This window comes from Pseudomonas sp. 210_17 TE3656 (assembly GCF_054821965.1).
In genome coordinates this window covers 632,873-654,695 of the sequence record NZ_JBTRBC010000001.1, presented here as the reverse complement: position 1 = coordinate 654,695, position 21,823 = coordinate 632,873, and the positions used below count along the sequence as shown (strand labels likewise).

Here is a 21,823-nt window from a genome sequence, read left to right as displayed (position 1 = left end):
ACGGGCTTTTTCGAACTTTGCCGAGCTCCCTGTAGGAGCTGGCCTTGCCAGCGATTGGACCGCAAAGCGGTCCCCTCACACTCAAGCCTTTTCTTTATGCTCCGGCAAGAACCAGTTCAGCACCAGTGCACAAATCCCCCCGGTAGCCACACCCGACTCCAGCACATTACGCAACGCCGACGGCATATGCGCAAGGAACTCCGGCACCTGTGCCACACCCAGGCCCAACGCCAGCGACACCGCAATAATCAGCAGCGCGCGGCGATCCAGGCTGATGCTGGCGAGAATATTGATCCCCGAAGCGGCCACCGCCCCGAACATCACCATTGCCGCACCGCCGAGCACCGGCTCCGGTACCGCCTGGATCACCCCGGCAACACTCGGGAACAGGCCAAGGATCACCAGCATCGCCGCAATCCACACTCCGATATGGCGGCTGGCGATACCGGTCAACTGAATCACTCCATTGTTCTGCGCGAAAACCGAGCTTGGGAAGGTATTGAACACCCCGGCCAGCAGCGAGTTGGCGCCGTTGACCAGTACACCGCCCTTGATTCGCTGCATCCACAGCGGACCCTCGACCGGCTGGCGCGAGACCTTGCTGGTGGCGGTAACGTCACCGATGGCTTCCAGCGAGGTCACCAGGTAGATCACCAGCATCGGAATGAACAGTGCCCAGGAGAAGCCCAGGCCAAAATGCAGTGGCATTGGCACCTGGAACAGCTCTGCCTGGTGCATGCCGGTGAAGTCCAGGCGGCCCAGATAGCCGGCCAGGGCGTAACCCACGGCCAGGGCAATGACGATGGCGCAACTGCGCATCCACACCACAGGAATACGGTTGAGCACCACGATAATGGCCAGCACCACGCCCGAGAGCAGCAGGTTCTCGCCATTGGCGAAGGTGCCATTGCCCATGGCGGCAAAACCACCGCCCATGCTGATCAGGCCGACTTTGATCAAGGTCAGGCCGATCATCAACACCACAATACCGGTCACCAGCGGGGTGATCAGGCGCTTCACGAACGGCAAAATGCGCGAAATACCCATTTCAACGAAGGAGCCGGCAATCACCACACCAAAAATTGCCGCCATTACCGCTTCAACGGGCGTGCCTTGCTTGACCATCAACGCGCCGCCGGCGATCAGCGGTCCTACGAAGTTGAAACTGGTGCCCTGAACAATCAGCAACCCGGCGCCGAACGGCCCGAAGCGGCGGCACTGGACAAAGGTGGCGATCCCGGAGATTACCAGCGACATCGACACGATCAGGTTGGTATCCCGAGGTGAAACCCCCAGCGCCTGGCAAATCAGCAGGCCCGGCGTCACGATCGGCACAATGATTGCCAGCAGATGCTGCAGTGCTGCCAGCATTGCAATCAGCGGCCGTGGCCGGTCTTCAAGGCCGAGGACCAGTTCATTGGCCTGCGCGGGTGCGCCGGGTCCTTGCTCGATTGAACTCATGGGAGTGCTGCCCCGGAAGAAAAAAGGAGCGCATTCTACGTGCAATTGCCGGCTAAGTGTAGGCGCGGGGTTGCCCCACGATGAAACCATTGGCCACAAAAAAGCCCGCCGAAGCGGGCTTTCTCACAAGCTACCAACCACCTGATCAGTCATCGCGACCCATCAGGCCGAACAGTTGCAGCAGGCTGACGAACAGGTTGTAGATCGATACATATAGGCTGATGGTTGCCATGATGTAGTTACGCTCGCCACCGTGAATGATCGCGCTGGTCTGGAACAGAATGCAGACCGACGAGAACAGCACGAAACCGGCGCTGATCGCCAGCTGCAGGCCGCTGATCTGGAAGAACAGACTGGCCAGCACCGCGCCCATCAGGACGAAGAAGCCAGCGGTGATGAAACCACCGAGGAAGCTCATGTCCTTGCGGGTGATCAGCACATAGGCCGACAGGCCACCGAACACCAGGGCGGTCATGGCGAAGGCCGAGCTGACCACCTCAGCGCCACCGGCCATACCCAGGTAACGGTTGAGGATAGGGCCGAGGATGAAGCCCATGAAGCCGGTGAGGGCGAAAGTAGACACCAGGCCCCAGGCCGAATCACGCAGCTTGTTGGTGAGGAAGAACAGACCATAGAAGCCGATAAGCACCACGAAGACGTTCGGGTAGCCGACACGCATTTGTTGCGCAACGAAAGCCATGAGGCCACTGAAGGCGAGGGTGATAGCCAGCAGCCCGTACGTATTGCGCAGGACCCGGCTGACCTCCTGCTGCTCGACCTGCTGGCCGTGATTGACGGCGTAATCCTGTTCGCGCATGGCGACACTCCTGTGGGTTTGTAACGTTCAGATGCAAAGATCATAACAGAGGACTGCAAACCAGCTACACAGAGAGTTTGACAGCTTGTTTCATTTCGGTATTATGGCGCCCGCAATACGAGGAAGCGTGGCCGAGTGGTTTAAGGCAACGGTCTTGAAAACCGTCGATGGGCAACTATCCTAGAGTTCGAATCTCTACGCTTCCGCCATATAAGTGCTTGATTTCATTGATGTTCGCCATCGATTACCCCTCAAATGGGAGCGTTTTGGGAACACATTGGGAATGACAGGCAAAAAAAGGGGCCCTTACGGCCCCTTTTTTTTTGCATTCAGCTCAACCAGAGTGCCTGGTTCATCAACCCCGCCACATCCCTTCTGATCACCTCGCGCCCAGCAAGATCACGGCTGAATACATGTGCTCTATCTGCTAAGCATGGGGGGGTGCCGACAGGAACTCGTCCCGCGTTGGGGGGCTTTCGAGTGCTTGCTCTGTTGGGCGTGCATTCGGCATAGTCGCGTTTCGTGTGATTTCGTGTGATAAACCTCAATGCCGCCTACTCGGGTGCGCTGCCGAGGTCTGGATGATTAGGCCGGCGGTAAGTGTTACGGATGCAGGCAGTGGTAGGGGAGCATGCGATATCTGAACGATTTATAGCGGCTGTTTAAGCGCTGGCTACAAACTCCGTCAGATGGCGGGGGGCTTGGTCCAAAACCTGGTGACAGGTGCCCAATATAAGGGGCGAGACCAGGGAAGGTTGACTATAAATATAGAAGTTTGGGGCATAAGTTGAATACCATTTCGCCATATACTATTCGTTGTTTCGATCCCCTTGCCAAAGGGAAGAAAGTTCAGGATTCTTATTCTTCTCTGGGGAGGATAGGTCAATTTGATATGTATAAGATTTTCAAAGAATACATATTGCGAAAAGGTATTGGCTATCATGTCATAAATGATACTAAGCAGATCTATGCTTTTGCTGGTTTTAAGTTTGACGACGCTAAGCGAGTAATACGCGGTGTGCTAAGGGCAGGTACCTATGGTAATCGCACTGATATCGTTAACATTGAAACTGGAAAGATTGATTTCAAGCGGCTTGAGAAAAATGCTGAAGTCTTAAATCATTACGTAAGGTTTTATGTTCCTGAGAAGCTTAATGAAGGTGTTGCTCTTCTTCATAATCAAAGGAATGTTGGTGTCAAGACATTGATCTATGATCTTCTTCGGGAAGAGTTTTCGCGTGTAACAGGGCGCGTCTTGCAAATGAATCCGCTCTCCTATGAAAAGGCCTTTGAAGAGTGGAAAAAAGCAACTGCTAAAGAGATTAAAATGGTCCGATTCAGCGGGATGGAGACTATTGAGGATCAGATAAAAAATCTTGGACATGACGAGGCAGAGCATACATACATTATTAAGGCGTCTCGTCGTAAAAACCTCGGAGCCTTCGTTGATTATCTGACACCTGGCACAGAGCAGAATGCTATGGTAGAGGCACTTGCGCCTTTGTGTGCAGAGGTGAAGACCGTCGTAGAAATGAACGGTAGGAAACGAACTTTCCGGCTGGGTAGTGCTCAAAGCAATCAGCTCTGCGAAATTGACGTTGATGAAGATAAGGTTACAATTACTGCCGGCAATCCTGATATGAGAGAGTTTGATGAATGGTGTAAGGTGCTCTTGAATGAGTTTCTATCTTCCATTTATCCGGGGATGGGCATAAGGATATGAGTAGTAAAATTGATATTAAAGAGATTGTGCTTGGCCATTTTGGAACCTTGTCAAAAGTAGATGGCGGTTGGTCGTGGTACGACTTCGTTACCTTTTGTTGTGTTCCTGTTGTTTTTGGTGCTGGTAGTGTGGCTGCTGCTTTTTCTTTGAATAAAGACATTGCTTCGTTGCTGGTTAACTTTGGCGCGATTTTTACAGCGCTACTTCTATCTGTTTTGGTCTTGGTCTATGATCAAGAAAGTAAGCTTGACGATAAGAATCAGCGGGATGAAGAATTGGGGCGTGTGCTGGATCCGTTTTACAATGCAAAGAAGAGGCTCCTTGACGAGCTTTACTTTAATATCAGTTACTCGATTCTTTCTTCGCTTGTGCTTATTGCAATATGTTTTGCCTTCTCCATCGCAGATAGCTTTGTTGACCCCAAGGCGACCTCAGCAACCATATCGCAGGTTCTGTCCAAGCTGGTTTTCACGCCACTAGCTGTGTTTGTTACAGTCAATCTGCTGTTGACTATCGTTATGATTGTTAAACGGCTTCACTCCTTGCTTCGTATGAGGTCACTCTAGCAATAGGATAAATATGCACGTTTCAACCTAGGTAGTTAGACCTCAAAAGGCCCGATGAACCGCATCGGGCTTTTTGTTTTATTCCAAGTGACACCATGATGTTTTGTACGCTGCACGTCGTATTTGCGTCGTTTGCGTATTGTCAGCCCAACTTGAGCGCTCGATTCAACAGCCCCACCATATCCGGGCCGTCCTTGCTGATCCACTTCGCGTAATGCTTGAAGATCATCGCTGTGGAAGTGTGGCCCATCTGGTCCGCAATCCACTCTGGCGTGGCTATTCCGCTGCTTAACATCTGGCTGGCGAATGTGTGGCGGCAGGTGTTCGGGCCCCGCTGACGCACGCCGGCATTCTTCAGGTGAGAGATCCACCATCCATGGCGCAGTGCGTCCGACGTCTGATACGGCTCGCCGGTAATCGAGTTGTGAAACACGAAGCGCACTTGCTGCACCTTCTTTGTTCGATTGTCGCGGTCGGTGACCTCGATCTGCTCAGGGGGCAGGTGCAGGGTGTGGCGTGCTTGGGCCTGCAGGGCTCGTAGAGCGGGAGCCAACAGTTTCACCTGGCGTGTCGATCGGCGCGTTTTGGTCACCTTGTACTGGCTGCTGACGCGCGCGCGCCGGAACAACGCTGTACCGGCCTCAAGATCGACATCCTCCCAGGCCAGGGCCATGGCTTCGCTGACGCGCGGGCCGCTCCAGATCATGAACTCCGTCAGGTTGATTTCCTGCTGCCTGTTGGTCTCGGTGCGGAGGATGGCGTCGATCTCCTCACGGGTGAAGGGGTCGGGGTCATCTGCATCGGGCAGCGTGATGGTGATGCCGTCAGTTGGGTCGTGGGCACTCCGGTTGCGCGTGCGGTACAGCCGGAAAATCTGCCGCAGGTGGCTGACGATCTCGCGCACAGTCTTATTGTGCAGTTTGGGCATCAGCGTATTTTGCACCCAGCCCTGGATATCCAGGTGATCAATCTGGTCGGCCTGAAAGTCACCCCAGCGCGGGCGGATGTGCTTTTCCGTCCGGCTGCGATACATAGCGAAGCCGCTGGCCGCCATCTGGTTCCGCTTGATGTCGAGCCAGTGGTCGATGTAGTGGCCCAGGGTGTTTGTTTTCACTCTGGCCGAATTGGGAAAGTGGCGGGCATAGCTGAAAGTGCCGGCCTGGATTTCGTAGTTAATGATGCCGACCAGGCGCTCGGCGTTGGCCAGGCTCGCTGGCGACGCATCGCCAGGAATCGTCTCCCTGCATAGCTCGCCCTGGTAACGGAAATACACGCGGATATGCTTGCCGCGTACTTCGACTCCATCTGCCATTTGCTTTGTCACTCGGAACAGAAGAACGGCCCAGTGTATGGGCCGTTGTAAGAGAATGGCCCATTGCGAGGCCTAGAAGATGTGGGGTGAGATTCTTGCTACGTCTGCCCCTGCGGTGGGGCGTTGGTGCCCGAGCAACCAGGATGTTCGAAGCGCGAGCAGCCGTAGCCCAGTTCCCGGCTCGGTGCTTCCTTAAGGAGATCTGGCGCAAGTCCGAGTTTGTGAGCCAAAGCCTCAGCCGCTTGGGCGGGGCCAGCTGTGCAGCTAGCACTCAGCTTGCAACGTTTGGCCTTGGCAATGTAGGTGCCGGTGCTCTGGCGAACATTGATAGTGACGGGCTCAACGGGCATAACGCCGACCTCCGATTGCCTTCTTGGCGGCGATGTTTTCCATATAGGTTGCCCATTCAGCTGATTTCCGTTGCTGACGTAGCCGACTGCAAGCAGCGTGCGTGCGGGTTGCGCGGTACTTTCCGCAAATGTCGCACAGGTTTGGCAGGTCCAGTTGATTGGACACCAGGCGAGGGCGGGTACTTGGGGATGTGATAGCCTGTGCCGCGCTGGCCTTGGGGGTTTGTACTTGCATGGTGCTTCTCCTTGGGGTTGGTCAGGCGCTGGGGAGTTGCCGCTCCCTGGCGCCCTCTTTTCCGGCCTTTGCCGATGTCAGTTGAGGCGGTACTGCTTTCCGTCCTCAATCACGAACAGATCCACATCGTGTTGGCGGTACAAACCGCCGGGCCCTCCATGAATGACGTAGTCATCAAACGGCGCCTTCGCGACGCGAACTGAAAACACCTCGCCCGTCTGATGGGCGTACTCGCTGGTTTTCTTGAGTTGGGCGTAGAGCTGCTGACCGATAGGGCGACAGCCGGCTGGACCGTGCGCCCCTTCGAAGCCCAGCCATGCATTGCGGGTTTCCAGATTTATGAAGCTGCCACCGTTGGGGTGGGTGGCCAGGTCATAGCCGCGGGGCTTTGCCCATTCCTCGAAGGCGAACATCAGTTCCAGGTTGGCCAATGATTGAGTGCTCATGGCGCCGCTCCTTGAGTGCCCAGGCTTTGCCGCGCCTGGGCAAGTTGATTAATGAATCAGGCTGGTCAGCAGATCAGGGACGGCGTAGCCGACTGCCACCAGCAGTGCCAGGGTCAAACCACTGGCCAGCAGCGTGGCTAACGCTTCGCGTCGGCTGGGGTGAAATAGCTCGTCGTTGTCTTCGTTGCGCATGGTGCTTCTCCTTGCCGAACCGGTGCGGCTGGTCAATCAGTCGCTCCCAGTACCCACCTTTCTCCAGGGCAAACCGAACTGTCGCGCTGCCGATGTTCAGGTCACGGTCCCAGTAGTTCTCCTGGGTGTACCAACCCTTGACCAACCCCAGGTCGAAGCCGCGGGCGAACTGCAGGTAGGCGTCAGCAGAGGCACGGGGCGCTTCCTGCGTGGTCGGGTAGCGCTTGCTGTAATCGTCGAACAGTTCGTCGAACAGCTCTTTGACGTGCCACTGCTCGCCGCACTTGCTCTCGCGGCCGCACTTGATGAACCAGGGCTCATCCTGCCGTGAGTACAGTTCTTTCTTGCCGCAGCTCGGGCAGGTCCCTTGACGCAGGTACTGCGTACCGGCCCTGGGCTTCAGCCCGTACTGGTCCTGGAGTCGCCGCAGAACTTCGCTGCGCAACTGCTGCTCCATTGGCTTGATATTCACTTGGCACGCTCCGTTGCACAGGCGTCGAGCTGTTTCTTCAGCTCGCTGCGAGTACGGCAGATGCCGGTAAGATGGGGCAGGTCCAGCATTACCTTGGGGGCACGCTTGCCGCTGGGTACATATCGGTAGCGGTCGGAGTACCAGACCTCGGCCATGGTGGTGTCGTATTGGCTGTTGAGCCACTGCAGGTATTGCTTCGCCTGCTGCTCATCGAGCTGGAGTTGAATGGTGATGTTGCTCATTTCGGCCACCAATGGAATGCAGTTTCCCCTTACCCACGCGGAACGGGGCATCGGGAAGGGGTTGGTTCGGAGTTACTTCGAGGTGTTGCGGTGTTGCTGCAGGCGCCGAGGTAGGTAGCGCGCCGGCACCTGGTACCGTTCTTGGGTGGTGGTATCCAGCAGGATCAGCCGTGCCCGGAAGATCCCGCTGGTGGGGCACACGCCCAGGAGCCGCAAACGCCCAGTGGTTTTGCTTTCGAACTCGGCGACAGCCAGCTCGGCAATGCGCTGCACCAGGTGATCGGGAACCTCAAGCGACTGGCACAGGTACTGAGTGCAGTTCTCCAGCACCTGATGGTCGCCGGCGAGGTGTAGGCCCTCCCGGCGGAACAGGAAGGCCACGGCCGCCTGCTGCATCGCAGCGCGGTAGTCGATTTCAGGATTCAAGGTCAGGGCTACGGCGTTCATGCGGTGGCTACCTCCATGTCCAGTTGGTCCAGCAAGTCGGGATGATCGTCGGCGGACTTCATAGCCTGACGACGCATCACCACAGGGGCGACCGGCAACCGCACAGCCGGGTTGGCCATGCCGCTCGGGCTCATTTCGTGGGTCATTTCAAATTGAGCGCGTACCGACCAGCCGCAGGCTTCGTTGGTGCATTGCAGGTAGGCCACTCGCAGGAAGATACCGCCCGCGGTGTTGGTGCGGCTGGCGGTCGGGCCGTTCACGCCCAGCGCAATGGCTTCGCCTTCCTGGTCGTTGACGCCGATGATGTTGATCTTTTTCAGGAAGTCGCTCGACTCCTGAATGGCCGTCTCCAGCTTTTGCTGGATGGTCGGGGTAACGTTGAAGCTTTCGGCGGCGTTGGGCACACCGTTGAGTTTGGCAACGTGTGCCAGCAGGCCGTTGTAGACGAGGCGAGTTTCGTTACGCATGGGTGGTTCAACGATTGGTTGGGGGAGGAGGTGGTGAGTTTCCGGCCATATGAGATTCCGGCGCAGGAGTGAAAGCTTTCCGACATATGGTCGGGGGGAGGGTGGTAAGCAGATCAATGAGTTGATGTGCTTCAACCGCTAATGGATGCGCAAAGTTTGCGCTCAAACAAATAATTTGACTGCCGCCCTTGGGCGGCTTCTTTGTGCCCGAGTGAGGCTTGGTTATTTTTAATATGGGAATTTTTTTATGTTCATGAAAGGTTTTGTTGTAAGGCTTTCATTGCTGCTGGTTAAGATGACCCCATTAGGGTGAGGTGCGTATGGCCATGCTTGGTCGACGATGCTTGTTGTTGGTATGGAAATTCTGTATTTTTGCTCAATATCGCTATTTAGCTTGTCTGCTAGTTCAATTACTCCGAGTAACGTGAAGTTGTTGCTTTTTATTTTGTTGCAGAAAGCAAATGCCAAGGGGTAGGTTTTGAATGCAGAGATTCCCAAAATTGAATCCATCTCTCCCAAGACGCCATGATACAGGTCTTTATATATTGCTTGCTCTTTAAATGGATATAGCCACATTTGGAAATTATACTCGGCGGGGAATTTCGCCTTTTCGTCCAGCACAAAACGCCTTAACTTTCTCGCTAGCACATGCTTTGCTTGTGGTTCATCGTCCAAAGCGAGCATGTGCCCTGCAACGGCCCGCGCAACCTTATTCATCTGCGCATTTTCAATGTGTAATGTTTGGAAGTGAAGAAATCGTGCATTTCTCAGTTGTAAAGAGACTTCTTTGCAAAGATCAGATAGTGCTGGATCTAAAAGAGTTCCAAGTATTTTGTTGTTGCAGTGGCTGCACAGTGTTCTTTTTTTTATGCCATTCTGAGCGATCTTGGTGTTGGAGTGATGTTTATTGCTTGGGTCTAATCGCTTTAAGACTTGGGTGATTTTTTTCTGCCCGGGAATGGTAATGCTTTTGGGGAAAATGTGGTCCTCTGTCATGGGTCTGCGTTTAAGGCAGATATTGCATCTTCTTGTTTTTACCAAGTTGAATAACCTTTTCATGTTTTTGTATTTGTTTTGTAGGGAGGTTCAAAGCTTTATGCCGGTGCGATCTTCTACCTGCTTCCGGATAAAGCCCTTGGCTAAGTCACCAAGCAATTCAAGGGTAAACCCTCCCGCCCCCTCTGCAGCCTTCTTAGTTTGAGTCCAAACCGCAGGATCCCTAATCGAGTCAAGCAAATCATGACCAGCGTTTGTGAGCCGTTTGAATAGAAAGCCATCATTAGGCTGTTTGCCTGTCGTCTCAAATAAGCGAGCCTCATGCATCAGTGTCAAATGGTAGAGAACCTCCTCGTCGCTAAACCCCTCTACCTTGAGCTTACCCAGATGCAGGTACTCATAGCTCAAGTGGTGTACATCGAGCTGCTCAAGTTGCAACAACAGCTCCCGAATCAAGTCCTTGTCTCTTCTCATTTTCAACCCTCTCTTGCCCGCGGTCCAGAACCCTCAGTGTAGCCACGCTGGCGGTGCATTTCGACCTGGCGCGCGCACTCGTCCCCCCGCCACGCCGGCGGTCTAAATGTGCCGTTTTTTCTGCACCCCTGCAGACTGCTCGCGTCGGCCCAGGCTCTGGGCTTCTGGGGCATAGATAGGGCGGGGAAACCCTTCGAATCCCTGCATTCCCCTCCGTTTCTCCGATGCACCAACTGTGGCGCTTCTGAGGCCTTTTTCAGGAGCACCCTCTTGGAGAGGTAATTTTGGTAAGGGGGTAGTTCGGACTGGCTTGGAGGCCTTTATTTACAAGGGGTACAGCGATTACCTGAATAGGTAATTCGAAGTAATCGAAAAGGTAATTTTTCTCTAAACTATTGATTTTAAAGGGTCTTGTGTTTTCCTATTTCAACCGCTCACAGAGGTAATCCACTTACCTTTCAATTACCCAAAAATTACCTTTAGTAAAACCTTTCAACATATTGTTCTGTAAGGGTTTTCAGCCGTTCAAAAAAATCGATTACCTAAATTACCTCTTTTTGATGGGTCAACCTGAAACGCGGCTAACCCCATGGAGAGGCTACCGCGCGGGTCCCGCTCACAAAGTCACTGGGAACAACTTGGGAACAAAAACGCTGGCGTGCGCACGCTGCAGCCCACGTAAATCAAGGCCTCCAGCCCGGCCTAGCGCTTTACGTTGAGTTCGAATCTCTACGCTTCCGCCATTTCTAAAGCCCTGATTATTCAGGGCTTTTTGCGTTTCTGAGGGTCGAAAAATAGGGCCTTGGGAACACGTTTGGGAATGCCAAAAACCCATCGCTTCTAATTCGTTCTGTAATCGCTTCCAAAACTTTCGCTATTTGGACGGCTTGGCGATGGTCCCAATTCGGCGATAGACGCGCTCTGCAATGTCGCCTTTGGTGTGTCCCAAGAGCAGACTGGCGTCCTCGATATCCTTGATTTCCGATGCTGCCTTCGGGCGAATATCGCGGAACTGGAACTGCGCGATTCGGGTTGCCAGCAGGCTATCGCCATTCTCCAGTGCAGCCGATTTGGCAAGGCCTCTCGCATCGCCCAAGCGATTGCGCAGCATTGAGGCTGACATCCGCTTCCCTTTATCGCTGACTATCAGGTAGCTCGAGCCGTGCTGCTGGTTTCGCGCATCCATCTGGCTGATCAGCGTGCCCAGGCTGTTGGCAATGCTATCCACTGACAGCATGATTCTGAGCTTCTTCTGGGGCTTGTTCTGCTGGACGACCAACGATGGGCACGCACTTTGGCACTCCGCTTGTCTCGATGCTGGGCGAGGCCTGGACACTGATAAGCCGGCAGTACAGTGCTACGGAATAACACCGGCATCCCGAGCACTCATGCTTTGTACGTTTCATGGGGGCGCGAGACTGATCGGTGAGACAGGTGCAATAGGGAGCCAGCGGCGTGTTGGTCTTTGGCGGACGGCGGGAAAGACCGCGATTGGACCATTAAGAAGGTTGAGGGGCGAAGTCCGGGGTGTTACGGGTGACTTTGGTGTTGATTGCAGACAAGACGATCGGATACCGTGCTGCTTTCGAATTCAAAGGAATGTTCAGGATGATATTTAGTCACTCAGGATCTCGATCGACGGAGAAGCATAGAGTTTTAAAAGCTATCAGCTTAATTTTCTGCACCTCTATTTTGTCAACCTCTTTAGCTCAGGCAGCTTCAGCGCCGGAGGGGCCAACATTTGAACAAGTGTCTCGATGTGTATATGTTTTCCAGCCCATGCTTGAGGTAGCAAAGAGTACCTCGAATAAACCTCTGCAAGACTATATATTGCCTCGAGTCACTTGGCTTATGGGGTACATGCAAGCTAAAAAGGGTGATGCAACGTTTAATCTGGCATTTTACGATAATCTTCCCGCGAACAAATTGGTCGGCGAAGCTGTAGAGAAACGCTTGCGTGCGGCACTCAATGCATCGAGTGAAGATAGAGAAGCTGCCTTGACAAGCGCTTTGCAGCCGTCAAGGGAATGCGACAAATACATCGGCATGAGCATCTGACACATAGCCTTTCTTTGTAGAGAATCGTCGTCTTTCTCGCTTAGTATTAGTGCTGTGGTGCACATGAATCAGTTTTTAAGCCTCGGCCAATCGCCGGGGCTTTTTCGTTTTCGGCTCCTCCACACTCATTGCTCCAAGCTGGGAGTGCTGCTGGGGACGTTCTAACGCGCTCCCCGAAAGGGAGGAACCGGAATGAACCATATGCCAGACAAACCAGACACCTGATTTATCGTGTTTGCGTCGGAGATGGAGGTGTAGACGTTCGCCTGCATCAACAAGGCCCGCTAGCCAAGATTTTCTATGCATCCCATTGAGCTCCTAGGCATTCCAAGCATCACCTTCAAGGGGTCCCTAAAGGCTCACTTCGATTCGCACGCGGAGCTCCCATTCTCTGTGCAGCTCGAGCTTGCCCGGATCAAATTGGACACGCTGTTTGAGTGTGACGTTGTCAGCGGTTATGGAGAAATAGCCAGAATATCTTTCTGGCAGGATGTCTAGCGAAAGCGGACTTGAGGGCAGGGAAACGGTCGGAGTTCATCTCGCTGTTGCCGGACTTTCAAGAGGGGAGAGGCTGGCAGGGGATGTCTGAATCTGGCTCATGCTGATGACTGTTCCATTCAGCCTCCTCCTACCTAATTCAAATTCAGAGTAGTAAATATAGCTAACTAGAATATTTTCCTGTTTCCAACGGGGCTAGTATTTTCAGGTGATGCAGTGTCTCGATATTCAGTGTGGCTATAATTAAAAAGGGCTTTTCTCATCCGAAGCTATCCATGGTTTTCAATGGGGGTGGTCGGAGGTGTCGCATGAAGAGCTCAAGGTCGGTCGCCGGTGGAGTGGCAGTGTCTTTTTTGATGACTTTTTTCCTGGCTGGTTGCGCCCAGAATCCTGATGTCCGCATTGGCCATGATCATATCTCTGGTACTATCGCGAAGAGTCCGCCAGATTATATGGTGTGCGTTCAAGATGAACTTCGAGGGAGTTCAAGTACGTTCGTGGTAAAGGAGAATAACTCGCTCAAGCTATTTGTTGAAAATACCAGCCCAGATAAAGCAAGTGGCCTTGTTGAGGTCTACGGTTCCGGGAATCAGTATCAATATTCCGCCTACCAAAGAGATGCCTGGTATGACCATGGAAGGCTTCTCGATGCTGCGTATGTGTGTTCAAGAACATAAGTTGTGGTTAGAGATAAATTACGAAGGCAACAGGAGGGCATGGTTGAATCCGTTCATGTGCGTAGCAGGCGCCACCATTTTAGGCGGGCGCCAGCAGTAGCCGAGAAGCCCAGCCCCGCGCTGGGCTTTTTGTATCTGGATCACCTGTGAGCGCCACGCTACAGTGCTGGGAAGGGCAGATAACGCCCAAATCACGGACAAGGAGGTTGCGTATGCTTGCGAAGCTATTGGTGACAGTTGGAATCATTTTTTACGCCGTGGTCGTACCGGTCCTTGAGGTCAACGACACTCATGTTTTCAACCAGGCTTGGGCGCCGCACGCTCGGCTGCATGAGACTTGGCAGTTATTTACGAACACGGCGCTTGGAGCTTTCAGTGTCTGGCTTGTGTGGGGCAAAGATAACCTCAAGCTAGCGAGCCTGCTCACTGTGTTCGTAACCGGTGGGTTCTTGATGGCTTACTGGCTCCGGGATGGATACGGTGGTTCGATGGTGCTCTCGGACGGCTCAGAGAAAATGATCCTGGGTGTTAACCTCGGCCTTTTTGCATACACGCTGGCTATCTTGCTGGCGGGTATTGCTGTCGCCGTTGAGTGGCGCAAAGGCAGCTGACTGACCGGGAGCGTTAACTTACGGCTACGAATCTCGACGATGGTGATGATGATTGTGATGGTTATAGGGCCAGGAGGATGCGGCGATATCGGCCGATAGACTTGAAGGTGGGGCGGCCAGTTCTTCCAGGTGAGTGATAATGTCGTCCGGTTTGAGCACCAGTATGTCGCTGTCGAGTGTCTCCAGAATCATTTCGGCGGTGTTGCCGATCAGGGCGCCGCTGAGTCCGGTACGGGCTACGCTGCCGATCACCGTTAGCGCCGCTTCGAGTTTGTGCGCCAAGTACGGGATGAGCACTTCTGCCGGGCCTTCCTCGATATGCAGGTGTTCGTCGCTGATGTGAAATTCGGTCTGGAACTTCTTGCATTGCTCGCTATAGAAAGCCTGAATGCTCTCTTTGATTTGAAACATCGGGTCGCTCGCTGAGAGCATGGGGTAGGGGTGGGCGCTCATCATGTGTAAAGCGCCGCCGGCCAGTTGCGCGATGTCGTAGCCGTGGCTGACGATGCCGGAATGAAGGACCCGATGCTCCACGTCATTGTTACCGACATCGACGGCTGCAAGAATGGTGCTACCGGTCCAGGGCCTGGCTGTTTTTACCATGAGCACCGGGCTGGGACAGTACCGCAGCAGTTTCCAGTCCTCAGGGGTGAGAAGCGGCTTCATCAGTGGCTTATCGGGTAAGTGCTGGGTGATTACAAGTCCGCAGCCTTCCGCTTGTTGAGCGGCGATGATGGTTTTGTGTGAACTGCCATGCCAGTCCTGTTGAACGCTGATGCTATAGCCCTCCTTTTTCATAGAGCTCTGCATGTCGTTCAAGTAGGCAGAGTGATGATTGCCTTTGCAACAAACCAGCAGGTGCAAGTGCGACTGAGTCGCGCTGGCAATCATTCTGGCTCGGTTCAGGATCTGATCCGTGGACTTATGCGAATCCACCACCACCAAGCTGCTGCGAACGGTGTGCATGATCGTCTTCCTGTGCGTGAGTATAGTTTTATACAGGGGCACACGCGGCGCTTGGCCAGTGCCCCCGTTGTTCGCCAACCCTTGTTGCACACGCTTACTAATGACCTCATACACACGACAGCAAAATTCGAATCTCGCCCGCTCAACTCAATTGTTAATGATTGAATTGGGTGGGCACTAGTAGTCACGAAACTCATCGCTATTTCAAACGTGCAGAATATATTCTCCAATGCTTATAGCTGGAGGTGCGACTAAGGTTTCGCCCCGAGAGGACGGTGTGTGATCAACTCGATGGCCAAGCATTATGCTCGCTGAATGTGCTTGAAGATTGGGCTTTCGGACGGTGAGTTAGTTTGTTTTTAGCTAAGCGAGGTAATGATCAACAAGTGTTTGATCTTATGCGGGTAGCTTCGGAATCTGCAGGCAGCTGATCTGCGGTTTTCGAATAGTGCATTTCGTCGGCAGCTCAAGAACTTCATGGGGCGTGGCAGGTCTTAGCCGATACTCAATCCTACCTGTGGAGCCGTACAAAAAATGAAGAAAACCATGGCCGTGCTTGCCTGTGCATTTTTGATGGGAACTGCAGCACTGTTGCCGGCCGATATTTCGCCTATCGGCTCAGCGTACGCAAAGGGTAACGGGGGCGGGGGTGGCCACGGTGGTGGAAATGGCGGTGGGCATGGTGGCGGCATGGGCGCAGGAAATGGCGACCATGGTGGTAAAAGCAACGGTGGCGGTTTTGCAGGCGATCATTCCGGTAAGGCGACGCGAGATCACGGCGTAAGTGGTAACCACTACGGCAGCAATCGCAACGATGATAATGGCCATGGTACCGCCACTTCCGGCATTGCTCATTCCAAGGACACCCGCGGCTTGTCCAAGTCAACCGCAGTATCATCTACCACACCGGGTGATCACAATGCGAAAGGGCTAAGCAACGCGGTCAGGTCGTCCTCGAAAAATGACCGGTGATACGTTTGGCTCTTGAGTAGCCACGTCGATCTGAATACTTCATTGAAGCCCAGCCCCGCGCTGGGCTTTTTACATCTGACGCCCTCAATTCCCGAACCCCGCACAGTTCGCCGACTATCCCCAGCAACGCGGGTTGCTCGCAATCCAGGCGTAAAATAGCAGTGCTACCTCATCAGAAGGAGCCGCACATGGATACCGACCAGCTGAATCAACCGTCGCCGGCGCGAACCGTTTGGGATCAGTACTTCTGCGCTGCGTTAATTGCGGAAAGCAATCTGACTGCACCGGTTGTAGGAGGGGCCACTCACGAAGACAGGCAGAATCTGCTGATTGAACGGGCCAAAGCGCTCGCCAACAAGATGATGGAAAACAGAAAATAACCTCAGCCCAGCCTTCGTGCTGGGCTTTCACACCAAGGGACTATGCTGATGTTTCGGCACTTGGCCGAATCAGGAGGTGATTGGATGAAGCGGCTACTGTTGGGCGTTTTGCTGGTTTCTGCCACTGGTTTCGCCAATGCGGGAATTCCGCTGGTGAATGCAACCTGCCCAGGCAGCATTGAGGTGCACGCCGATGAAGGTGGTCCGGTCTACATCAACGGCAAGGAGGCGAAGTTGAAGAAGTTCAACGACAACTACTTCGAAGCGAAAGGCAACGGCGTAACCATTTCGCTCACGATCAAGCCCGATGGCTCTGCAGATGTCTCGTACACCGGTAAGGGGGGGGCAAATGGGATCTGTGAGCTTACAGAGGAAGACTGAGATGGGTGTACTGGAGAGAGCCATTCATTCCACTGGACTGGTCGATGCCACTGAAATGTACGGCTAAAGTGTAGATAGCGTTGGTGTCTGTCTGGACCGCCGACTATCAAGGACGTTGTAATCGTTGCTGTTTACACTTGGCGAGTCTCTTTTATGAATGCAGCGTCATTCTGGTCCAGATACTTTCCTGTTCGAAGCGTTACATCAAGCGATTCCGCTGAGCAGTTCGATCTGTTGCGTTGGTTCTCGGTCGTCAGCTTTCTCATCATTGGCGCCGTTGCCATTGGCCTGGGCTCGCTGTCGACGCGCTTTCTGATGAACGAAAGCCTCGAACGCGATGCGCTGTTGTCGGCTCAGTTCATTCAGGCGGTGGCCGTCGGCGAAATCCGCCATCACGACCTCTCGGGCATGCAGATGGGGGCGGTGCTGGCGCCATCGGTGTATGGCATGTTGAACGAGGAAACGGCGCTTAACCGGGGCCGTGCACGTTCCGAGTTTCTCGACCATCTCGCCCACCTTCCGGACATTCTGTTGGCAACCATCTATTCGCCCGACAGGGTTGTTGTCTGGTCAACCAATCCGATATTGCTGGGACGAAAGATCGTGGGGGATGCCGCACTGGAGGCCGCTTTTACCTCCAGGGGGCGCGTTTCGGCGAGGTATAACGAAGTTGAGGATGGACGGATAGAGCAGCAGTTTATCCACCCTCCACAGGAGTTCTTTATCGAGAACTACATTCCGCTGATTGACGAACAAGGCAATGTTCTGGCGATGGTGGAAATTTATAAAGAACCGGTGGACTTGATCGAGCGGGTCAACCGGGGCTTTCGCTTGATCTGGATGGCCACGGCGCTGGGCGGGCTGGGCATTTACTTCGGACTGTTCTGGATCGTCTGGCGCGCATCGAAGTTACTGGCCTCCCAGCAGAATCAACTGGTAGCCAACAAGACCTACGGCGGCCTGGTGGAAATGTCGACCGCAGTCGCGCATAGCATGCGTAACCCGTTGGCAAGCATCCGCACCAGCGCCGAGCTTGCGCAAAGTATCGAGGGACAACCGGCGGGGAAAAATATTGCCGATATCGTCAGTCAGGTTGACCGCATGTCGATCTGGGTAAGGGATTTGCTGTTGTGTTTGCGGCCGTTGCGCGGCGAGTCGGAGCAGGTTGATCTGGTCGGCGCGGTTCATTCGGTATTGAGTGCCTTCGAGCAGCAGATAGCCTACTCGAAAGTCCAGGTAGCGTTTGTTTCCGGGCCCACGCCGCTGGTGGTGAGTCACCACCTGTTGCTTGCACAGGTGCTCAACAGCGTGATTGCCAATGCCATTGAAGCAATGCCCGATGGCGGCCGGCTGGCGATCAGCATTAGTCTGTCTGCAGACGGGCAAAAGCTCTATCTTTCGCTCAACGACAGCGGTAAAGGCATGACCCGCCAGCAGGAAATGATGGCCTTCAAGTCGTTCTACACAACCAAACTGGGCGGGCTGGGAATCGGTTTGATCATGGTCAGGCAGATCATGGAGCGCTTTGGCGGGGAAGTCAGTCTCAGTAGCCAGGAGCAGGCGGGAACCAGTGTTTGTCTGTGCTTCAAGGTTGCGGGCTGAGATATTGCGGTTAAATCTTGGTTTCGGTAGGTCAATGCGAGCCCGCACTTGGCGGGTTCGCTTGTAGTTGAAGCCTGGGGTTGGCACCGCAGCGCTAATAACCCGATCCTCCGTAGCCCCCCATGTTGCTGGGCGCTTCCCTGGACTTCTGCTGGGCGCGGCTCCATTCTGCGCAGGTCATGAAGCTGGTGTGGTCCACTTTTCCCGCGCCATCGAAGCTGACATGGTAAGGCTGCTTTTTGCCGGCTTGGATGAGCATATAGTCGAAACAGGTACCGGGTACCACGGTACGCTGGGTTTCTGATACTGGCTTGCCGCCAATGTTCTGCACCTGTTCTTTGTCCATGCCTGTCTCGACCTTTGCAACCAGTGGCTGGTCACGATAGACATAGGCGTCAGTAGCGCAGCCACTTGCTGCCGATAGCATGGCGACCAGCGCGAAGATAGCTTTGTTCATGGCAGTGCTCCCGGAAGTGAGCATCGTAAAGAAACGCCTGGGCACATCAGTTAAAGTAAAGACGAGTGCCGCAAGGCGCGCCAAATTTGCGGGCGAGAGATTCAAATGCACGGAGCAGGGATGTTGGGGGACCTGTTGGTCCTGGGTTTTTACATGAGCGGTGCAGTGATCTGGATGTACTTCTGGTTGCTGTGCTTTGCTCATCGAAACGCATTGTTCGGGCCGATGACCGGCGTTAAATGGCTGGTACTGATTGTCGCATGCAGCTGTACTACAGCAGTTGGCCTGTACTTGGCTGCCGTTGAAACATTCACTCGAGACAATGCCGATTGGTGGCTGGTGATTGGCGCTGCCGTGATCCCGTTGATTGGCATTCAGGGTATTCGCCGCAAGCTTAAATAGGCCAGCGCCCAGCACTGGCCGATGCGCTACCGACGTCTTGCTATGCTTGTTCAGGCAACGGTAAGCGCGCGAGTCTGAGGTTACGACAGCGCCGGGATGGGCCACATGGAACCTATACAGGATTATGTGGTGTACGTCGTAACGGCCCAGGAAGGCTGGTTGTCCGAGGTGTCAACGCTGTTGACGGCCTTGGCGGCGTTTGCTTCGGTGTTCGTCGCCTGTATCGCCGTGCGCTTCAGTGCCAGGCAAAGAAAGATGCATGAGCGGCACAATCGACGGATGGCAACACCACACCTGTCTGCCTGGAGCAGCACCGACTTCAAGACCAGGTCCTACTGTTTCACCCTGGAAAACAATGGGCTGGGGCCGGCCATCATTCGTGAAGTGTGCCTCTGGGTCGACGGCACGCAACTGCAGGGGGAGGGGCCGGATCTGCTTGAGGCGGCCAGTAGCATGTTGCTCGGGGATATTCCCTATGAACAACACGCCGAATTGTTCATCGTCGGCGAATGCATTGCGCCGGGTAAAAAATTCAACACCACGACAGTGATGCTGGAAGACCATGAGCCAGCGGCGGTCATGGCTATTGCCAAGGGGCGATTACGCCTGCTGATTCGCTACGACAGTATCCTTGGCGACTCGTATGTCTACGATTCGGATCGCTGGCGGGATCGTCAGTGATCATTGAGGGAAGTCCGATGACAAGTCCAAGTGCGATCGTGTTGGCCGGATTCATTGCGTGGGCGTTGGCGCTACTCGTTCTGATGGAGCTGCTGCGAGGTTATCTTGTGCTGTTCAAAGGTGTGCCGGCCAATCAATTTACCCCGGACAACGCCACGCTTTCTCCCTTCATGCAGCGCCTGGCGCGGGCGCACGCGAACTGTGTGGAAGGGCTGCCGATTTTTGCTGGCCTGCTGATACTGGCCTTGCTCACCGGACAAACAGCGATCACCGATCCACTGGCCTACACGTTTCTTGTCGCACGACTGATTCAGTCCTGCATTCATCTGGCTTCGCAAAGTGTTGCGGCGGTCTTCTGCCGGTTTGCCGCGTTCGCTGTACAGCTGGCGATTGCCGTTTATTGGGTCGTCCGGTTCTTGGCCCTGGCCAGCGGCTAACCAGGCAATCAGTGAACGTGGGCGGTGTCTTGGCTGGCCTGTGCTTCGGCCGGCAGAACCTTGACCAGCACTTCAATCGTGCCTGCCTTTTCGAATTCCAGCGTCAGCGGGAACTGCTCACCAGCTTTCAGTGGTTGTTCCATTCCCGACAACATCACATGGTTGGCACCGGGTTGGAAGGTCACCTCGGTATGCGCAGGAATGTCCATACCGGCAACATGCTGCATGTTCATCATGCCGTCATTGGCGGATTGGGTATGCAGTCTGGATGTTTGCGCACGCGGGCTGCTGACAGCGATCAGGCGATCCGTTTCGCTCCCTTGATTGTGCACGGTGAAATAAGCCGAGCCGCCAGGAAGGTCGACGGGCAGCTCACGTGACCACGGTTGAGAGATCTGCAACTCGCCGACCTGGTAGTCATGCGCGAAACACAGGGTGCTACTGGCGAGCAGTGTGCAAAGCAGCAATAGACGGTTAATCATGGCTGAACTCCTTTGTTAGTTACTTGCTTGCGAAGTACTGACAGGCGCCTGCGGCTGCAGGCGTTCGGTCTCTTCTTCCAGGTATGTCAGCAAGGCAGAGATCTCGACATCGCCCAAACGCAGGTTGGGCATCGCCAGGCGGTTGTATTGCTCATACAACAACATGGCCAGCGGATCCTTCTCTGCCAGCATCACATCTGGTTCTTTGATCCAGCGGGTAAGCCAGGCCGGGTCGCGCTGGCGGGTGACGCCGAGCAAATCCGGGCCGATGCTGCGCATCCCGGCGTGCTCGGTATCGCCGAGCGTGTGACAGGAAGAGCAGCGCGTCCGATAGATCTGTTCGCCGACGCTGGGCTGGCGCACGCTGGGGGCTTCGGCATAGTCGTTGGTGTTGGCACTGGCCAGCTTCCAGTTGTGCAGGCTTTTGCCCAGGCGGTCGGCCAGCACATAGGGGTTTTCCATCGGAGAAGCCTTCATCCATCGCCCGGTGCTTTGATTACCAATAATCAGGCTGAGGTTATGGTCTTTGGTTTGTCCGTCATCGACACCCTTGATGAACAGGCCGAGCTTTTGCCGCAACAGCGTGATGTCGTCTTTGTTACCGGTCAGAAACTGCCAGCCGGGGCCAATCTTGAATTTCTCGGCATAGTGTTTGAGCACTTCCGGGGTATCGGTTTCTGGATCGATACTGATCGAGTAGAAGAACACATCGCGACCCACGCGTTCGCCGAGCAGTTTCTGCACTTGTCGCAGGCGCGCGGTTTCCAACGGGCACGAGTCGGTACAGGTGGTGAAGATGAAGTTGATGGCTACCACCTTGTCTTTGATCAGGTCATCAAAAAACCGTACTGGCTGACCGTCCTGGTTAATCAGCGGGGTGTTGGGAAAGTAGTCCCGGCCCCATTGCTGGGCCGGGGCACTTTCACTGACGGCCGCGAATGACCATTGCGCGCTGCACAGCGTAAGGAGCAGCAAGCGGCTGAGTATTTTCGAAGTTTTCCAGCCCATGCCTGTTACCT

27 protein-coding genes, 1 tRNA gene and 2 pseudogenes are annotated in these 21,823 nt (G+C 54.4%); 13 read left to right on the top strand and 17 right to left on the bottom strand.

The window, feature by feature from the left end; genetic code table 11:
* Positions 1 to 81: 81 nt before the first annotated feature.
* Together ACVI9W_RS03185 and ACVI9W_RS03180 are read right to left on the bottom strand one after the other, a co-directional pair.
* Positions 82 to 1,461, bottom strand: a complete 1,380-nt coding sequence (locus ACVI9W_RS03185) for a nucleobase:cation symporter-2 family protein (RefSeq protein WP_038612765.1) — start codon at positions 1,459 to 1,461, stop codon at positions 82 to 84.
* 145 nt (positions 1,462 to 1,606) lie between these two features.
* Positions 1,607 to 2,278: a Bax inhibitor-1/YccA family protein gene (locus ACVI9W_RS03180; protein ID WP_157193203.1), complete on the bottom strand. Its 672-nt coding sequence runs from the start codon at positions 2,276 to 2,278 to the stop codon at positions 1,607 to 1,609.
* Positions 2,279 to 2,399: 121 nt separating this feature from the next.
* On the opposite strand from ACVI9W_RS03180, the gene ACVI9W_RS03175 reads away from it, so the two are divergent.
* The 3 genes from ACVI9W_RS03175 to ACVI9W_RS03165 all read left to right on the top strand — a co-directional run bounded on the left by ACVI9W_RS03175 (position 2,400) and on the right by ACVI9W_RS03165 (position 4,567).
* Positions 2,400 to 2,487: transfer RNA gene (locus tag ACVI9W_RS03175), tRNA-Ser, on the top strand.
* A 578-nt stretch (positions 2,488 to 3,065) separates the two neighbouring features.
* Positions 3,066 to 4,001, top strand: a complete 936-nt coding sequence (locus tag ACVI9W_RS03170; protein WP_461529180.1) for a hypothetical protein — start codon at positions 3,066 to 3,068, stop codon at positions 3,999 to 4,001.
* Positions 3,998 to 4,567: a hypothetical protein gene (locus tag ACVI9W_RS03165; protein ID WP_461529179.1), complete on the top strand. Its 570-nt coding sequence runs from the start codon at positions 3,998 to 4,000 to the stop codon at positions 4,565 to 4,567. Before ACVI9W_RS03170 ends, ACVI9W_RS03165 begins: the two co-directional genes overlap by 4 nt.
* A 142-nt stretch (positions 4,568 to 4,709) precedes the next feature.
* Here the strand turns inward: ACVI9W_RS03165 and ACVI9W_RS03160 are convergent, their stop codons facing one another.
* From ACVI9W_RS03160 to ACVI9W_RS03110, 11 genes and pseudogenes are all read right to left on the bottom strand, one after another.
* Positions 4,710 to 5,879, bottom strand: coding sequence for an Arm DNA-binding domain-containing protein (locus tag ACVI9W_RS03160; RefSeq protein ID WP_461529178.1), 1,170 nt, complete (start codon positions 5,877 to 5,879; stop codon positions 4,710 to 4,712).
* A 339-nt stretch (positions 5,880 to 6,218) separates the two neighbouring features.
* Positions 6,219 to 6,464, bottom strand: a complete 246-nt coding sequence (locus ACVI9W_RS03155; RefSeq protein ID WP_461529177.1) for a hypothetical protein — start codon at positions 6,462 to 6,464, stop codon at positions 6,219 to 6,221.
* Between the two features lie 77 nt (positions 6,465 to 6,541).
* The gene (locus tag ACVI9W_RS03150; RefSeq protein WP_461529176.1) at positions 6,542 to 6,910 is read right to left on the bottom strand and encodes a hypothetical protein; all 369 of its coding nucleotides are present in this window, start codon (positions 6,908 to 6,910) and stop codon (positions 6,542 to 6,544) included.
* A 196-nt stretch (positions 6,911 to 7,106) separates the two neighbouring features.
* A pseudogene (locus ACVI9W_RS03145) lies at positions 7,107 to 7,559 on the bottom strand (bifunctional DNA primase/helicase); the annotation flags it as partial.
* An 11-nt stretch (positions 7,560 to 7,570) separates the two neighbouring features.
* A complete protein-coding gene (locus tag ACVI9W_RS03140; RefSeq protein WP_461529175.1) occupies positions 7,571 to 7,816 on the bottom strand; it encodes a hypothetical protein in 246 nt (81 codons plus the stop codon).
* 72 nt (positions 7,817 to 7,888) lie between these two features.
* Positions 7,889 to 8,263 (bottom strand): hypothetical protein, encoded by a 375-nt coding sequence (locus ACVI9W_RS03135; RefSeq protein WP_461529174.1) that lies wholly within the window; start codon positions 8,261 to 8,263, stop codon positions 7,889 to 7,891.
* Entirely contained in the window at positions 8,260 to 8,523 is a 264-nt protein-coding gene (locus ACVI9W_RS03130) for an ogr/Delta-like zinc finger family protein (RefSeq protein WP_461531787.1), read from the bottom strand. Before ACVI9W_RS03130 ends, ACVI9W_RS03135 begins: the two co-directional genes overlap by 4 nt.
* A pseudogene (locus ACVI9W_RS03125) lies at positions 8,500 to 8,730 on the bottom strand (P2 family phage major capsid protein); the annotation flags it as partial. The gene ACVI9W_RS03130 and the pseudogene ACVI9W_RS03125, both read right to left, overlap by 24 nt.
* A 228-nt stretch (positions 8,731 to 8,958) precedes the next feature.
* Positions 8,959 to 9,726: a hypothetical protein gene (locus tag ACVI9W_RS03120; protein ID WP_461529173.1), complete on the bottom strand. Its 768-nt coding sequence runs from the start codon at positions 9,724 to 9,726 to the stop codon at positions 8,959 to 8,961.
* 90 nt (positions 9,727 to 9,816) lie between these two features.
* The gene (locus ACVI9W_RS03115; protein WP_461529172.1) at positions 9,817 to 10,200 is read right to left on the bottom strand and encodes a DUF2513 domain-containing protein; all 384 of its coding nucleotides are present in this window, start codon (positions 10,198 to 10,200) and stop codon (positions 9,817 to 9,819) included.
* An 874-nt stretch (positions 10,201 to 11,074) separates the two neighbouring features.
* Positions 11,075 to 11,437, bottom strand: a complete 363-nt coding sequence (locus tag ACVI9W_RS03110) for a site-specific integrase (RefSeq protein WP_461529171.1) — start codon at positions 11,435 to 11,437, stop codon at positions 11,075 to 11,077.
* Between the two features lie 308 nt (positions 11,438 to 11,745).
* Between ACVI9W_RS03110 and ACVI9W_RS03105 the strand changes: the two genes are divergently transcribed.
* The 3 genes from ACVI9W_RS03105 (at position 11,746) to ACVI9W_RS03095 (ending at position 14,044) form a co-directional block, all read left to right on the top strand.
* Positions 11,746 to 12,258, top strand: coding sequence for a hypothetical protein (locus ACVI9W_RS03105; protein WP_461529170.1), 513 nt, complete (start codon positions 11,746 to 11,748; stop codon positions 12,256 to 12,258).
* 806 nt (positions 12,259 to 13,064) lie between these two features.
* Positions 13,065 to 13,433: a hypothetical protein gene (locus ACVI9W_RS03100; protein ID WP_461529169.1), complete on the top strand. Its 369-nt coding sequence runs from the start codon at positions 13,065 to 13,067 to the stop codon at positions 13,431 to 13,433.
* Positions 13,434 to 13,645: 212 nt separating this feature from the next.
* Entirely contained in the window at positions 13,646 to 14,044 is a 399-nt protein-coding gene (locus tag ACVI9W_RS03095; RefSeq protein WP_461529168.1) for a hypothetical protein, read from the top strand.
* A 24-nt stretch (positions 14,045 to 14,068) separates the two neighbouring features.
* Here the strand turns inward: ACVI9W_RS03095 and ACVI9W_RS03090 are convergent, their stop codons facing one another.
* A complete protein-coding gene (locus ACVI9W_RS03090) occupies positions 14,069 to 15,010 on the bottom strand; it encodes a universal stress protein (RefSeq protein WP_461529167.1) in 942 nt (313 codons plus the stop codon).
* Positions 15,011 to 15,544: 534 nt separating this feature from the next.
* Between ACVI9W_RS03090 and ACVI9W_RS03085 the strand changes: the two genes are divergently transcribed.
* The 4 genes from ACVI9W_RS03085 (at position 15,545) to ACVI9W_RS03070 (ending at position 18,345) form a co-directional block, all read left to right on the top strand.
* On the top strand, positions 15,545 to 15,982 hold the full coding sequence (locus ACVI9W_RS03085; RefSeq protein WP_461529166.1) for a hypothetical protein: 438 nt from the start codon (positions 15,545 to 15,547) through the stop codon (positions 15,980 to 15,982).
* Positions 15,983 to 16,170: 188 nt separating this feature from the next.
* The gene (locus ACVI9W_RS03080) at positions 16,171 to 16,362 is read left to right on the top strand and encodes a hypothetical protein (RefSeq protein ID WP_461529165.1); all 192 of its coding nucleotides are present in this window, start codon (positions 16,171 to 16,173) and stop codon (positions 16,360 to 16,362) included.
* Between the two features lie 84 nt (positions 16,363 to 16,446).
* Positions 16,447 to 16,743: a hypothetical protein gene (locus ACVI9W_RS03075; protein ID WP_461529164.1), complete on the top strand. Its 297-nt coding sequence runs from the start codon at positions 16,447 to 16,449 to the stop codon at positions 16,741 to 16,743.
* Positions 16,744 to 16,896: 153 nt separating this feature from the next.
* On the top strand, positions 16,897 to 18,345 hold the full coding sequence (locus tag ACVI9W_RS03070; RefSeq protein ID WP_461529163.1) for a sensor histidine kinase: 1,449 nt from the start codon (positions 16,897 to 16,899) through the stop codon (positions 18,343 to 18,345).
* 94 nt (positions 18,346 to 18,439) lie between these two features.
* Here the strand turns inward: ACVI9W_RS03070 and osmE are convergent, their stop codons facing one another.
* Entirely contained in the window at positions 18,440 to 18,802 is a 363-nt protein-coding gene (osmE, locus tag ACVI9W_RS03065; RefSeq protein WP_461529162.1) for an osmotically-inducible lipoprotein OsmE, read from the bottom strand.
* Positions 18,803 to 18,922: 120 nt separating this feature from the next.
* On the opposite strand from osmE, the gene ACVI9W_RS03060 reads away from it, so the two are divergent.
* From ACVI9W_RS03060 to ACVI9W_RS03050, 3 genes are all read left to right on the top strand, one after another.
* Positions 18,923 to 19,204, top strand: a complete 282-nt coding sequence (locus tag ACVI9W_RS03060; protein ID WP_461529161.1) for a hypothetical protein — start codon at positions 18,923 to 18,925, stop codon at positions 19,202 to 19,204.
* A gap of 105 nt (positions 19,205 to 19,309) precedes the next feature.
* On the top strand, positions 19,310 to 19,885 hold the full coding sequence (locus ACVI9W_RS03055) for a hypothetical protein (RefSeq protein ID WP_461529160.1): 576 nt from the start codon (positions 19,310 to 19,312) through the stop codon (positions 19,883 to 19,885).
* 17 nt (positions 19,886 to 19,902) lie between these two features.
* Positions 19,903 to 20,322: an MAPEG family protein gene (locus ACVI9W_RS03050; RefSeq protein ID WP_461529159.1), complete on the top strand. Its 420-nt coding sequence runs from the start codon at positions 19,903 to 19,905 to the stop codon at positions 20,320 to 20,322.
* 8 nt (positions 20,323 to 20,330) lie between these two features.
* On the opposite strand, the gene ACVI9W_RS03045 is transcribed toward ACVI9W_RS03050, so the two are convergent.
* Together ACVI9W_RS03045 and ACVI9W_RS03040 are read right to left on the bottom strand one after the other, a co-directional pair.
* Positions 20,331 to 20,804 (bottom strand): copper chaperone PCu(A)C, encoded by a 474-nt coding sequence (locus ACVI9W_RS03045; protein ID WP_461529158.1) that lies wholly within the window; start codon positions 20,802 to 20,804, stop codon positions 20,331 to 20,333.
* A 15-nt stretch (positions 20,805 to 20,819) separates the two neighbouring features.
* Positions 20,820 to 21,812 (bottom strand): SCO family protein, encoded by a 993-nt coding sequence (locus tag ACVI9W_RS03040; protein ID WP_461529157.1) that lies wholly within the window; start codon positions 21,810 to 21,812, stop codon positions 20,820 to 20,822.
* Between the last annotated feature and the right edge of the window lie 11 nt (positions 21,813 to 21,823).